Here is a 13181-nt window from a genome sequence, read left to right on the forward strand (position 1 = left end):
TATGAGACTAGAGGGCAAGGTCGCCATCGTTACGGGCGGCGCATCGGGGTTCGGCGCCGGCATCGTGCGGAAGTTCGCCGCCGAGGGTGCGCGGGTGCTGATCGCCGACATCAATCTCGAGGGCGCGGAGGCACTGGCGCGAGAGCTCGGCCAGAAGGCGGGCCATGTCGACGTCAGCAAGGATGCGAGCGTCAATCAGCTTGCAGCTGCGGCGCTGATGGCCTTCGGCAAGGTCGATATCCTCGTCAACAATGCCGGCGTATCGCACCTGCCGGCAGCGCTGGACGAGATTTCCGAGGCCGATTTCGACCGGGTGTTCAACGTGAACATGAAGTCGGTCTACCTGACGGCGCGCCACCTCGTGCCGCACTTCAAGGCGCGGAAGACCGGGGCCATCCTTAATGTCGCGTCCACCGCCGCAGTGAGCCCGCGGCCCCGGCTCAGCTGGTACAATGCATCGAAGGGCTGGATGGTGACCGCGACCAAGTCGATGGCGGTGGAGTTGGCGCCGTTCGGCGTGCGGGTGAACGCTATCAACCCGGTGGCCGGCGAGACGCCGCTGCTGAAGACCTTTATGGGAGAGGACACGCCGGAAATCCGGGCCAAGTTCCTCGCCACCATTCCGTTGGGGCGGTTCTCGACGCCCGAGGACATGGGCAATGCCGCCTGCTTCCTCTGCTCGGACGAGGCCTCGATGATCACCGGCGTGGCGCTCGAGGTGGATGGCGGGCGCGTGATCTAGCGCAGGAACGCGTTGATCTCGCGGGCAACGGATGCCGGCGCCTCCCAGTGCAGCGAATGGGCGGCGTTGGCGATGGGCTCGTGGGTGAAGCGTGGCACCTTGCCGTGCAGTTCCTCGACGGCGCCGAACGGGGCCAGCAGGTCCAGATCGCCGGAGAGAGCCAGCACATCGCAGGCGATGGTCGAGAGGTCGACGATCATGCCACGATCGAGCGCCACCACCTGCCGCGCGAAGTCGCCGGGCGACTGCCGGTGGGCGTAAGCAGTGGAGGCCGCCGCTGCCGCTGCGACATTCGCCTCGTCGGCGAAGAACGGCGTCGAGAACAGCCATTGGTAGAGCAGACGGAACCAGTCGGCTGGCGGCTCGGTGAAGTAGAGCCGAGACAGATCGTGGAACAGCACGCGGGCCTTGGGGCTGATGGTGCCGGCGCCCAGCGTTACGAGGCGGCTCACCCGTGTTGGATGAAGCGCCGCGAGGGCGAGGCCGAGGAAGCCGCCGAGCGAGTGACCGACCACGTCGACCCGATCAAGACCGAGGTGATCGAGCAGCGCCGCGCAATCGGCAACCATCTCCGCGATTTCGATCGGTCCTTCGACGCGAGTCTGGCCGGAGCCGCGATTGTCGATGAGGATCAGCTGTCGGCCGGGCAACAGCGGCAGCAGCGGACCCCAACTGGCGCCGTCGCTGGCGGTGCCGGCGATCAGCAGCAGCGGCTTGCCCTCGCTGAGGATTTCGTAGTGCACGGAGGCGGGGCCGTTCTGGAATTGCGGCACGTGGCAATCTCGACTGTTTTTGCTAGCGACCGGCGTGGACAGGCTCGGCGCGAGGTCTATATTTGACCGGTTGGACAAATGGTTAGTACGAACATGGCACAGGATGCCCTCGGAAATGAAGTGAGCCGCGCGAGTAGCGCGACGCTCCAGGGGATCGACGACTTTGTCACCGGCTTCCTCAGTTACGAGAAGAAGGCCGGCAACATCATCGCCGCCGCAGATGGTGAGCCAGATGCCGTGCTGGCCAACACTTATGCCGGGTTCACCTGGATGTTCCTCGAGGCCGAGGGCGCCAAGAGAGTGGCGTCGAAGTATCTTGCGCGGGCGCAGGCGTCGGCAGAAGGGGCAAACGAGCGCGAGCGGATGCTGGTCACACAGCTTAAGCGCTGGATCAGCGACGACATCCCCGGCGTGCAGGCGATCGGCGACGAGATCGTAGCGCGCTATCCGCGCGACCTCGCCTCGGTGAAGCTGCATCAGTATTTCAGCTTCAACCGTGGCGACGCGGCGAACATGCTGCGCATCGCCCGGGTGGCCGAGGCGGCGAATGCCGAGAACCCGCACATACACGGTATGCTGGCCTTCGGCTACGAGCAGTTGCACGACCTCGAGACTGCCGAGCGCGAGGCGCGCCTGGCGCTGAAGCTGAAGACCAAGGAGCCGTGGGCGCAGCATGCCCTGGCGCATGTGATGCTGGGCACCGGGCGGGTCGAGGAGGGCGTGCAGTTCCTTGCCGAGGCGCAGCAGACCTGGGTCGATCTCAACTCGTTCATGTACACCCACAATTGGTGGCACAAGGCGCTGTTCCACATCAGCCAAGGCGACAACGCCGCGGTGTTCGACGCCTATGACAACCACGTCTGGGGCATCGAGCCGGATTACTCGCAGGATCAGGTTGGGGCGGTGTCGCTGCTGGCGCGGATGGAAGTCGCTGGCATGGATGTCGGTGGCCGCTGGGAGGATGTGGCTGATCACATGAAGGGCAGGGGGCGGGACACCATCCAGCCGTTCCTGACGCTGCAATACCTCTACGGGCTGGCACGGGCCGAGCGTGCCGAGGCCGATGAGTTGATGCGGGCGGTGGAGGAGAAGGCGGCCACCTCCGCTACGTTCGATCGCGTGGTCTGGCAGGAAGTGGCGCTGCCAGCGGCGCGCGGCGTCCTCGCCCACGCCCGCGGCGACCATGCCGCAGCCGCCAAGTGGCTTTCGGTGGCGAATCCGCGGATGACTGAGATCGGCGGCAGCCACGCCCAGCGCGACCTTTTCGGACAACTGCTGCTCGATGCGCATCTGAAACTCGGCAATTGGGCGATTGCCCAGCAGATGCTGGAGATGCGCCGCACCTGGGACCCGGACGGAGTGCCGGTCAACCAGGCGCTGGCGCTGGTGAACGAGCGGCTGGGAGCGGCCGCCTGAGACAAAGGAGCCCGGATGAAACCCGGACCGCGCAACCTGATCACCGACGTCGCGGGCCTGCGCGTCGGGAACTCCGAAGACCACAAGATCAAGACCGGCACCACGGTGCTTGTGGCGGACAAGCCGTTCCGCGCTTCGGTCGATGTAATGGGCGGCTCGCCCGGGTCGCGTGAGACGGAGCTCCTAGCGCCGGACAAGCTGGTCGAGGAGATCGATGCGCTGGTGTTGTCGGGTGGCTCGGCCTTCGGGCTCGATGCGGCTTCGGGGGTAAGTGACGGGCTCAGGAAAATGGGCCGCGGCTTCAAGGTGGAGCGGGCGACGATCCCGATCGTGCCGGGCGCCATCATCTTCGACCTGCTCAACAATGGCGACAAGGACTGGGACGAGAACCCGTACCGGGCCCTGGGTCTGGCGGCGCTGCGCAACGCCGGAGAGGACTTCGCGCTTGGCACTGCCGGCGCGGGTGTTGGGGCCCTGACGGCTAACCTCAAAGGTGGGCTCGGCTCGGCCTCGCTGGTGATCCCGGGTGGCTTCACCGTCGGTGCATTGGTGGTGGCGAACCCCACCGGCAGCGTCACAATGGGCGACAGCAGGCATTTCTGGGCCGCGCCGTTCGAGGCGGACGGCGAGTTCGGTGGCCTCGGGCCGCTGACGGCGCCGATGCCGTTCGAGCAGACGGCGCGCTCCAAGCGTGACTGGGTGACGCCGATCTCCAACACCACCATCGCCATCGTCGCCACCGATGCTGATCTTACCAAGGCGCAGCTGAAGCGCCTCGCGGTGGCGGCACAGGACGGCATTGCCCGTGGGGCGAGCCCGGCGCACACGCAGGTGGATGGCGACCTGATCTTCTCGGTTTCGACCGGTGCGCGTCCGGTGACCACGCCGGTGCTGAACGTGTTGCAACTGGGCCATGCGGCAGCCGTTTGCCTCAGTCGCGCGATGGCCCGGGCGATCTACCTCGCCGCGCCAGCGCCTGGTGATCCAGTGCCGACGTGGCGCGAGAAGTGGGGTAGCTAGGCTGCGGGTTGCTGCGTTTTGACGTGGTAGCAGAAGTTGCACATGCCATCGCCGTTCATGCAGGTCTTCGTTCGCTCGAGCTTCAGCCCCAGCTCGTCGGCCATGGCGAAATCGCCGTTGCAGATCAAGAGCTCGCCGAGGTCGCGGGCGCCGATCTGCTCCATGAACTCGGCATAGTCGCAGTGGTTGACCTGGTTGCGCAGCAGGGTGTCGGTCTGCTCCAGGGTTTCGAACTCGTAGCGCACGCCCTCGCCGAAGCCGGCGAACTCGGCGGACAGCGTCGGGATATCGAGCAGGGAGCCGCGCTGCGCGACGATGGCGCGGTTGGCCTTGTCGAGGGCCTCGCGGACCAGCGCGTGCGCCCGTTCCTTGCCGAGCGCGGCCTCCATGGCGCGGACCAGCGGAATCTGGGCCCGAACCTCCGTGGTGATGCGCTCGAATGGGGTCATGCGAAGCGGAAATCGTCCACGGTGACGCCGGTGAAGCCACTGAGTGTGATGCTGATGTCGTCGACACTGATGACGGTGGAGCCATTGGCTTCGCGGATGGCAAGGTCGGAGAAATCGACGTCGGCGAGCTGGGTGAGGTCGATGCGATCGACGCCCTGCTCGAAATCGTAGATCTTGTCGTGGCCCGCGGAGGCCGCGAACACAAAACTATCCGCACCAGCGCCGCCCCACAGCTGATCGTCGTGGACACCGCCATCGAGCGTGTCGTTGCCGTTGCCGCCCCAGAGCTTGTCGTGCCCATTGCCGCCGTAGAGCACGTCATTGCCAGCTTCGCCCCAGATGCGGTCGTCGCCTGCTTCGCCGTAGAGTACGCTGTCGTCGCCGGCGCCGCCCCAGAGTTTGTCGTCTCCCGACCCGCCGTAGATCTTGTCGTCGCCGTCGCCGCCCCAGGCCTTGTCGTCCCAGTAACCGCCGACGACGTAGTCGTTCCCGGCATCGCCCCAAAGCTTGCCCGGCGCGTTGCTGCCGTTGACGATGTCGTTTGCCGCCGTGCCGCGATGGCTGATGCTGCCCGGGTTCCATACGAACTCGGCCAGCATGTAGTCGGCGGGGCTGGAGCGGTCGGAATCGAGGCCGAGCCGGTAGTCGATCTCGACCACTCCATCGGCGATGATGGCGGCCCAGACATCCTGTGGAATGACCGCGACGTGCCGACCCGGGACGTCGCTATCGGCATTGGGATCGTCGAACAGGTCATCGGCCGGGTTGAAGTTGTAGAGCGTGCCGAGGTCGTAGCCCTCAATGCTCACCTGCAGCGAAGCGTCCAGCGTGAACTCGCCGAGATCGGTGATCGGGAAATGGCCGTGCGGCTCGAAAAAGAAGATCGCGTCGCTTGCGGCAACTGTTGTCGGGACGGCTACCACCTGACGGTAGGTCTGCGTGTAGTCGAAGAGGATGCCGCTTGCTGTTGTCACGATAAGCTCCCACCTACCTGATCCCAAGGGCATCTGAGAGCAATCGAGCGGTGGCGTCCAGTGGGCCGATAAAGTTCGAGGCAAACTGGGCGGCCGCGGGCGGAGGGAAACTCTGGCGCCGCTACCGCGTTGAGCCACGATTTCCAAAACGGAGGAATACCTGATGTTTGCCAACCGCAACGCTACCGCCATGCTGCCAGCCAAGGACGTGCAGCGTGCCGTCGCCTGGTATGCCGACAAGCTCGGGCTGAAACCTGACAAGCAGGACGAGTATGGCGCCAACTTCGCGCTGCACGGCGTCAACGCCTACCTCTACAAGTCGGACTACGCCGGCACGGCAGAGCACACGCTGCTCTCGTTCGACACCACCGACCTCACCGGCGACATGCAGGCGATGCGCGGCAAGGGCGTGTCGTTCCTCGACTACGACCTGCCGGACCTCAAAACCGAGAATGGCATCGCAACCTTCGGCCCGGTGAAGAACGCCTGGGCCAAGGACTCCGAGGGCAACATTCTCGGCTTCGTTCAGGGCATGTAGGCTATTTCGAACAGCGGAACACCGTGCTCGATTTGTCGCCGGCCGCCACCCGGATACCTTCGCCGGTTGGCCCGAAAATCGGCGTCAGCTTCAGGTCCTGCTTGCCGCAGGTGGCGCTGAACGTGCCGTCCTTGTTGTCGGCGAGCGCGATATCGCAGCTCTTGCCACCCACGGCGTAGCTGGTGGCGGAAACCACTGTGAGCGCTGCGGTATCGGCGCAACCGGAGGCATCCGCGGCCCAACTGCCGATCAGCGGACGAGCGCCAGGCGGCAGCTTGGCGGTGGCAGCGGCAGTTGCCGGCGTCTTGCCGGTGGCCGGAGCCTTCGCGGGGGTAACCGCTGCCGGCGCGTCGGCGCCGGGCGCCTTGGGCGTATTGCTGTCGCAGGCGGCGAGCAGCGGCAGGACGAGGAGCAGGGAGAGCGGCAAAAGGCGCATCGGCGAATCCGGTGTCATTGCTATTGTCGTGGCATGGGTGCGCCGTCATTGCGGCGCGATTGTGCAGCGGAGTGATCAAGTTTGGCCTTGCCGCAGATCTTTGTGGATGCCGACGCCTGTCCTGTAAAGGACGAGGTGCTGCGCGTAGCTGAGCGGCACGGCATGGTGACGACGTTCGTCGCCAATTTCGGGCTGCGGCCGTCGCGTGATCCGATGATCCGCAACGTAATGGTGCCGCAGGGTGCTGACGCGGCCGATGACTGGATCGTCGAGCATGCGGGAGCCGATGATCTCGTGGTGACATCTGACATTCCGCTGGCGAGCCGGGCGCTGAAGAAGGGCGCGATCGTCCTCGGACCGACCGGCAAGCCCTTCACCGAGCACTCGATCGGCATGGCGCTGGCGATGCGCGAACTGAACCAGCACCTCCGCGAGACTGGTGAGAGCAAGGGCTACAATGCCGGCTTCACCGCCAGGGACCGCTCGAACTTCCTCCATGAGTTCGACGCCGCTGTGCAGCGCGCCAAGCGGCAGGGGTGAGCGTCGCGTCATCAGCACAACTGAAGATAGACATTCGTCGGACCGCCTGAAGTTTAAGCTGTATGCTCTTGAAATAGGCAGCAAACTGCGCTTCAAACGTGCACCGTTTTCCTGCCTGAGTATCTCCCTTGAGCCGCCTTCTCGATTTCATCCACCGGCACGAGCCGCGCGGCCAGACGTTGTCGCATCTGAAGTCGGGCACCGGCGCCGTGGTGGCGATGACGCTGGTTGGCGGGCTGGCCGCCTGGACCGGGCTGCCGATGCTGCTGGCGCCGTTTGGTGCGACGGCGGTGCTGCTGTTCGGGCAGGCCGAGAGCCCATTGGCCCAGCCCGCCAACATCTTCGGCGGCTACCTGGTGGCGGCAGCGATCAGCGTCGCCATGCTGACCTTGGCGCCGGCAGCGTGGTGGGTGGCAACGATTGCCGTCGGTCTGGTGATCGCAGCGATGCTGCTGTTGCGGGTGACGCATCCGCCGGCCGGCGCAGTGCCGCTGGTGGCCTTCTCGACGCACATGCCGATCGAGATGCTGTTCCTGGTGGTGACAGCGGGTGCGGCATGCCTGATCGGCGTGGCGCTAGTGCACCATCGCCTGCCGCCGCGGATCACCTATCCGCGCCCGCCCAGCCGGCCTACCTGAGACCTAGTTCTTGGCGGCCTCGATGGGCAGGCCGATGGTGATGATGTCGCGGATCTCGCCGGCGACAAAATCGAGCACCACATGGATGGCAGCCGCCGCCGCATCGGGGTCCCCGGCGACGATTGCATCGGCGAGGTCCCGGTGCGGCGGGAACGAGGCGAGGCCGAAGTCGTCACGCCCAAACGGCGATTCATTCGAGCGCTCGAGGGCATCGTCGAGCTTGTGCAGGATCTCGCCGAACATCGGGTTGCCCGACGCTTCGTAGATGGCGCCGTGGAACGCCGCGTCGGCCTTGTGCCAGTTGCGGCGGGCGGCAACTTCGACGAGCAGCACGTCGCATAGCCGTGAGATCTCGGCGCGCTGCGCGTCGGTCGCATTGATCGTCGCCTTGCGGACGACGTCGTTTTCCAGAGCACGGCGAACCTCGATCAGGCGGATCAGAGCCTCGCCTTCGAGCCGGATCATCGTCGGCACCAGGCCGCGGGAGGTCTGCACCTTCGCGGCGAGATAAGTGCCGTCACCACGTCGGCGGCGAATGATGCCGAGGCCCTCCCAGCGGTTCAGGGCCTCGCGAATAGTGGAGCGTCCAACCCCGAGTGTCGTGGCGAGCGAAATTTCCGGCGGCAGGCGGTCGCCGATCTTCAGCCCGGCACGCTCGATCATGTCGGCAAGCGCATCCAGCACGGCAACGCCGCGGGTCCGCGTCTCCAGCGGTTCGAGGTAGCTCAGTGCTCCGTCCTGTGCCACGCCTGTTCCTCCCGGCCCAAATGGCCGCGCCGGCACCACCATCACAGTTCGGCGGATTTGTCAGCCATGCTGACGCGCCAGCTCCGGCTTCCCCTGCAAATCCAGCAGGTCTGTCAGTGCCTCGATCAGAATGTCCATCTGCGCTTTCGAGTTGTATCCTTGCACCGAAACCCGGACGATCGAGTGGTCCTGCCACTTGAAAACCGGGATTTCTATCGAGTAGCGCGCCATCAACTGCTTGGCGAGTTCCACTGTATCGGTGTCCGGGATCGGCATTGCCACCATCTGCGGCGCGCAGAATTCCGGCGTGCTGAGCGGCGCAAGGCCGGTCAGCGCCTGTAGCCGGCGGGCGGTGTCCTGCGCCAGCACCCGGCAATCGGCGGCGACGCTGGTCCAGTCGTGGTCCTTACGGAACTCGATAGCGGCCGGCACAGTCAGCCAGGCTGCCGGGTCGCGGGTGCCCTGCATTTCAAGCTCGTCGATGAACGGCGAGTTGCCAAAGGCGCCCTTGGCGTCGGGTTGCTTTGAGTCCGCGGTCCAGCCGTGGCTGATCACCAGCGGGTTGATCATGCCCTGCAGTTCCGGCCGGACGTAGAGGAAGGCCGAGCCCTTCGGCGTCATCAGCCATTTGTGGCAGTTGCCCGAGTAGAAATCGACGCCCATCGCGTCGAGGTTCAGCGGGATGTGGCCGGGGGTGTGAGCGCCGTCGATCACGGTCCAGATGCCGCGCTTGCGGGCCTCGGCGATCGGCCGTTCGATCGGGAACACCAGTGCGGTTGGCGAAGTGATGTGGCTGAGGAACAGCACCTTGGTTCGATCGGTCATCGCCGCCAGCAGCGTGTCGGTGAACGCCGCCTCGGAGACGAAGGGCATCGGCACCTTGACCGTGACGATCTTCGCTCCGGTCCGTCGAGCCACATAGGCCCAGGTCTTTTCCAGCGCAGAGTATTCGTGGTCGGTCGTCAGGATCTCGTCGCCTTCCTTGAGGTCGAGCGACTGGGCGACGATATTGAGACCCTCGGTGGCATTGACGAGGCCGACGATGTTCTCCGAGGTCGTACCGAGAAAGGCCGATAGCGCGACGCGGGGGACACGCATCCGCTCCGTCAACTCGCGGCCGAGGAAGGCCACTGGCTGACGCTCGAGCTCGAGCTGCCACCCTTGGTAGGTCTCGAACACCGGACGCGGGCAGGCGCCGAACGAGCCGTGATTGAGAAAGACGACATCGTCCCGAAGGAGGAAGTGCCGCGCGAGATTGGAGGACAAGTCAGCGCCCTTTCAGTGTGGGATCGAGTGCATCGCGCAAGCCGTCGCCGAATAGCGTCGTGGCGAGCACGGTGATGGCCAGGGCCGCCGTCGGGAAGACGGCCATGTGCCAGTAGAAGAACATGAAATTCATGCCGACGTTGATCATCTGCCCCCAGCTGGGAGTCGGCGGCGGCACGCCGATGCCAAGGAAGCTCAGGGAGGCCTCGAGCATCATGGCGAGCGGAATGGCCAGCACGAAGCCGACGATGATCGGGGAGATCGCGTTGGGGATCAGGTGTCGGCGGATGACGTACCAAGGCGACGCCCCGAGCGCCTGGGCTGCCCGGATGAACTCCTTCTCGCGCAGGGATTTCACCTGCGCCCGAACCAGCAGGCAGACGTTCACCCAGCCGAACAGAGCCGCAATGGTGATGATGGTGAGAAAGCCCCCGCCGGTGAGCGCCCCCAGCAGCATGGCGGCGAGCAGCGATGGAACCACCGAGAAGAGTTCGATGATACGCATGATCACCCAGTCGGTCCTGCCGCCGAAATAGCCGGCGAGCGCACCGAGCGGGATCCCGATGACGACGCTGAACGTGGCCGCCGCGAACCCGATGGTGAGCGAAACGCGGGCGCCGTAGACGATCCGGGTGAAGAAATCGCGGCCGAGGTCGTCGACCCCGAACCAGAACTCGGCGGACGGGAAGGCGAGGGACTGGGTGAGGAAGGCCTGAGCAGACGGATCCGTCTTGGTGAAGAGCGGCGCAAGGATCGCGGCGAGGATCAAGATGACGAGTACGATGCCGCCGGCAACCGCCGCCTTGTTGGCGAGGAACCGGCGCAGGGCGAAATAGGCGGGGCTGCGCTGCTTGGCGGTTGCCGGTACGGCCAGTTCGGCGGCGACGTCGATGTTGGTGCTCATCGCGGCTGGTTCCCGAAACGGATGCGTGGGTTAAGCCAGGCATAGGCAATGTCACTGATGAGGTAGGCGAAGCAGAAGGCGACCGTCACCATGAGCACTAATGCCATTTCAAGGGGATAGTCGCGGTTCTCAATGGAAGACACGAAGTAGGAGCCGAGGCCGGGAACGCGGAACATCGCCTCGACGAAGATCGAGCCGGTGGCGGTGCCGATGAACATGGGAAGGAACACCGCCACCATCGGAATGGCCGAGTTGCGCAGAACATGCTGGAAGATCACGCGGTTCTCGCTGAGCCCCTTGGCGCGGAGCGCCGTGACGAACGGCCGGTTCAGGTTGTCGAGCATCGCGGAGCGTGTGTAGCGGGCATAGGTCGCCACCGGGATCGCGGCATAGGCGATGATGGGTAGGATCCAGCGTTCGGGTTTGCCCCAGCCGCTGGCGGGCAGCCAGTTGAACCAGACTGCGAAGACGAGGATCAGCAGCATCGAGATGACGAACACCGGAATGGTGAGGCCGAGTGTCGCCAGCGCCGAGGCGAAATAGTCGATCCAGGTGTTGCGATTGAGGGCTGCGGCCATGCCGAGGAGGATGCCAAGGGGTGCGCCGATGAGGACCCCGAGACCGCCGAGCAAAAGGCTAGGGGGCCAGGCGTCGGCGAGGAGGCTGATCACGGTTTCGCCGGGGGCTTGGTACGGGTAGCCGAAATCGAAGGTCAGCACCCCCTTCATGTAGTTGACGTACTGCACCCATAACGGCTGATCGAGGCCGAGCTTGGCCATCAACGTGTCGCGGACGGCCTTGGAAACCGGCATATCGTTGCCGTCAAAGGGGCCGCCGGGGACGGCGTGCATCATCAGGAACACGATGACCGACACCACGAAGAAGGTGAAGGCAATCGAGACGAGCCGTCGGAGGATGTAGAGGGCCATGCTCGCGCTCCCTAGTTGGTGACGATCGCTTCGACCAGGTGGCCGGGAGCGATGCTCACGAGTTGCGGGGTGCTGCCAGGGGTGGCGGCTTCGGCGAGGGAGGCTGCAGCGAGCCGTGGCACGGCGGCCTCGATGTCGGCGGCCTTGAGGAACGTGCGCTGCCGGCGGTTGCGCGGATTGGTGGCGGGAATCGCATCGAGCAGGGCGCGCGTGTATGGATGCCGCGGGTCGGCGAAGAGCGCGCCGGTAGGCGCCTGTTCGACGACGCGGCCGCGATACATGACGACGACCGTGTCGGTGAGCGAACGCACGACGCTGAGGTCGTGACTGATGAACAGCATCGACAGGCCCATCTCGCGCTGCAGGTTCTTGAGCAGGCCGATGATCTGGGCCTTCACCGAGACATCGAGCGCGGAGGTGGGCTCATCCGCGACGAGCACAGACGGGCCGAGAACAAGAGCGCGGGCAATGGCGACGCGCTGGCGCTGCCCGCCCGACAACTCGTGCGGGTAGCGAAGCCCGAAGCTCTTATCGAGACCGACCTTCTCCAGCCACTCCAGCGCCAGGTCGTCACGTTGCCGCTGGTTCATCAGGCCATGGATGTGCAGCGGTTCGGTGATGATCTCGGTGAGGGTCATCATCGGATCGAGCGCTGAGTAGCTGTCCTGGAAGACCACCTGCATGCGGCGGCGGAAGGATTTGAGAGCAGCCGTGTCGAGCGTGCTGATATCCGAGCCATCCACGAAGATGCGGCCGTTGGTCGGCTCGATCAGGCGCATCGCCATCATGCCGGTGGTGCTCTTGCCCGAGCCGGACTCGCCGACGAGGCCGACGATCTTGTTGCGCGGCAGCGTCAGACTGACTTCGCGTACCGCGTGGTGATCGGAGTAGGTCGCAAAGATCCGGCCCTGGCGGCGGAGCTTGTAGACCTTGCTGAGGTCGCGCAACTCCAGTGCGGGCGCGACTGGCGGCTCGTCGCGGGCGGCTTGCTTGGTCGACCCCGCGGTCAGGCTGGCGAGCAGTTGCTGAGTGTAGCTATGGGTGGGTGCATCGAAGATCTGCTGCACCGGGCCTTCTTCCATCACCCGGCCGCCATACATGACGACGACCCGATCGACCGTCTCGGCGATGACGCCGAGGTCATGGGTGATCATGATCAGCGCCATGCCGAACTCGGCTTGCAACTGCTTGATGAGCTGGAGGATCTGCGCCTGGATGGTGACGTCGAGCGCCGTAGTCGGCTCATCGGCAATCAGCACCTTGGGCCGGCAGGACAGCGCCATCGCGATCATCGCGCGCTGCAGCATGCCGCCGGAAAGCTGGTGGGGGTAGTAGGCGAGAACCTCCTTGGCGTTGAGGATCTCAACGCGGCGCAGGAGCTGCTCAGCCTCGGCGAGCGCCTCGCGCTTGCTGGTTCTGCGGTGCGTGCGGATGGTCTCGACGATCTGGTGCCCGATGGTGAACACCGGATCGAACGCCGTCATCGGGTCCTGGAAGATCATCGCGGCGGACCGCCCACGGACGCTTGCCATTGTGCGCTTGTCGGCGTCGACGACGTTGACGTCGTCGAGGATCATGCTGTCGGCGGTGACCTTGGCCGTCGGAGGCAGCAAGCGCATCAGCGCCATGCAGGTCACGGACTTTCCCGAGCCGGATTCGCCGACGATGCCGAGGCTCTCGCCCTCGTTCACGTGCAGGCTGACGCCGCGGACGGCTTCGATTGTGCCGCCATGCTGGGCGAAACTGACCTTGAGGCCCTTGATATCGACGAGTGTCATGCGCTGCCCTGGCCCTTGGGAGGGTGTCCCC

General features: G+C 65.2%; 15 protein-coding genes. 6 read left to right on the plus strand and 9 right to left on the minus strand.

Annotation, left to right across the window (positions count from 1 at the left end):
* Position 1 precedes the first annotated feature (1 nt).
* Positions 2–742: an SDR family oxidoreductase gene (locus AC1DWU_RS06705; protein ID WP_477149207.1), complete on the plus strand. Its 741-nt coding sequence runs from the start codon at positions 2–4 to the stop codon at positions 740–742.
* Here AC1DWU_RS06705 and AC1DWU_RS06710 read toward each other — a convergent pair.
* Entirely contained in the window at positions 739–1515 is a 777-nt protein-coding gene (locus AC1DWU_RS06710; protein ID WP_477149208.1) for an alpha/beta fold hydrolase, read from the minus strand. The two genes, AC1DWU_RS06705 and AC1DWU_RS06710, sit on opposite strands and share 4 nt — an antisense overlap.
* A 120-nt stretch (positions 1516–1635) precedes the next feature.
* Here AC1DWU_RS06710 and AC1DWU_RS06715 point away from each other — a divergent pair, with 120 nt between their 5' ends.
* Both AC1DWU_RS06715 and AC1DWU_RS06720 read left to right on the plus strand, forming a co-directional pair.
* On the plus strand, positions 1636–2931 hold the full coding sequence (locus AC1DWU_RS06715; RefSeq protein WP_477149209.1) for a tetratricopeptide repeat protein: 1296 nt from the start codon (positions 1636–1638) through the stop codon (positions 2929–2931).
* A gap of 15 nt (positions 2932–2946) precedes the next feature.
* A complete protein-coding gene (locus AC1DWU_RS06720; protein WP_477149210.1) occupies positions 2947–3951 on the plus strand; it encodes a P1 family peptidase in 1005 nt (334 codons plus the stop codon).
* Here the strand turns inward: AC1DWU_RS06720 and AC1DWU_RS06725 are convergent.
* Together AC1DWU_RS06725 and AC1DWU_RS06730 are read right to left on the minus strand one after the other, a co-directional pair.
* Positions 3948–4400 (minus strand): L-2-amino-thiazoline-4-carboxylic acid hydrolase, encoded by a 453-nt coding sequence (locus tag AC1DWU_RS06725; RefSeq protein WP_477149211.1) that lies wholly within the window; start codon positions 4398–4400, stop codon positions 3948–3950. The genes AC1DWU_RS06720 and AC1DWU_RS06725 overlap by 4 nt on opposite strands.
* Positions 4397–5374, minus strand: a complete 978-nt coding sequence (locus AC1DWU_RS06730; RefSeq protein WP_477149212.1) for a calcium-binding protein — start codon at positions 5372–5374, stop codon at positions 4397–4399. Before AC1DWU_RS06730 ends, AC1DWU_RS06725 begins: the two co-directional genes overlap by 4 nt.
* A 163-nt stretch (positions 5375–5537) precedes the next feature.
* On the opposite strand from AC1DWU_RS06730, the gene AC1DWU_RS06735 reads away from it, so the two are divergent.
* Positions 5538–5912 (plus strand): VOC family protein, encoded by a 375-nt coding sequence (locus AC1DWU_RS06735; protein ID WP_477149213.1) that lies wholly within the window; start codon positions 5538–5540, stop codon positions 5910–5912.
* A gap of 1 nt (position 5913) precedes the next feature.
* On the opposite strand, the gene AC1DWU_RS06740 is transcribed toward AC1DWU_RS06735, so the two are convergent.
* The gene (locus AC1DWU_RS06740) at positions 5914–6348 is read right to left on the minus strand and encodes a hypothetical protein (RefSeq protein ID WP_477149214.1); all 435 of its coding nucleotides are present in this window, start codon (positions 6346–6348) and stop codon (positions 5914–5916) included.
* An 81-nt stretch (positions 6349–6429) separates the two neighbouring features.
* On the opposite strand from AC1DWU_RS06740, the gene AC1DWU_RS06745 reads away from it, so the two are divergent.
* Complete coding sequence (locus AC1DWU_RS06745; protein WP_477149215.1) at positions 6430–6888, plus strand: YaiI/YqxD family protein; 459 nt, start codon at positions 6430–6432, stop codon at positions 6886–6888.
* A gap of 128 nt (positions 6889–7016) precedes the next feature.
* Positions 7017–7526 carry an HPP family protein gene (locus AC1DWU_RS06750; RefSeq protein ID WP_477149216.1) on the plus strand — a complete coding sequence of 170 codons (510 nt, stop codon included), beginning with the start codon at positions 7017–7019 and terminating at the stop codon, positions 7524–7526.
* 3 nt (positions 7527–7529) lie between these two features.
* On the opposite strand, the gene AC1DWU_RS06755 is transcribed toward AC1DWU_RS06750, so the two are convergent.
* From AC1DWU_RS06755 to AC1DWU_RS06775, 5 genes are read right to left on the minus strand one after another with little or no spacing between them, the layout of a single operon-like run.
* On the minus strand, positions 7530–8273 hold the full coding sequence (locus tag AC1DWU_RS06755; protein WP_477149217.1) for a FadR/GntR family transcriptional regulator: 744 nt from the start codon (positions 8271–8273) through the stop codon (positions 7530–7532).
* Between the two features lie 60 nt (positions 8274–8333).
* Positions 8334–9539, minus strand: a complete 1206-nt coding sequence (locus AC1DWU_RS06760; RefSeq protein ID WP_477149218.1) for an aminotransferase class V-fold PLP-dependent enzyme — start codon at positions 9537–9539, stop codon at positions 8334–8336.
* 1 nt (position 9540) lies between these two features.
* Positions 9541–10443 (minus strand): ABC transporter permease, encoded by a 903-nt coding sequence (locus AC1DWU_RS06765; RefSeq protein WP_477149219.1) that lies wholly within the window; start codon positions 10441–10443, stop codon positions 9541–9543.
* Complete coding sequence (locus AC1DWU_RS06770; RefSeq protein WP_477149220.1) at positions 10440–11372, minus strand: ABC transporter permease; 933 nt, start codon at positions 11370–11372, stop codon at positions 10440–10442. The genes AC1DWU_RS06765 and AC1DWU_RS06770 overlap by 4 nt, the downstream gene beginning before the upstream one ends.
* Positions 11373–11383: 11 nt before the next feature.
* Positions 11384–13150: an ABC transporter ATP-binding protein gene (locus AC1DWU_RS06775; protein WP_477149221.1), complete on the minus strand. Its 1767-nt coding sequence runs from the start codon at positions 13148–13150 to the stop codon at positions 11384–11386.
* Positions 13151–13181 lie beyond the last annotated feature (31 nt).

The sequence above is a fragment of the Devosia sp. P2_G7 genome (assembly GCF_056403495.1).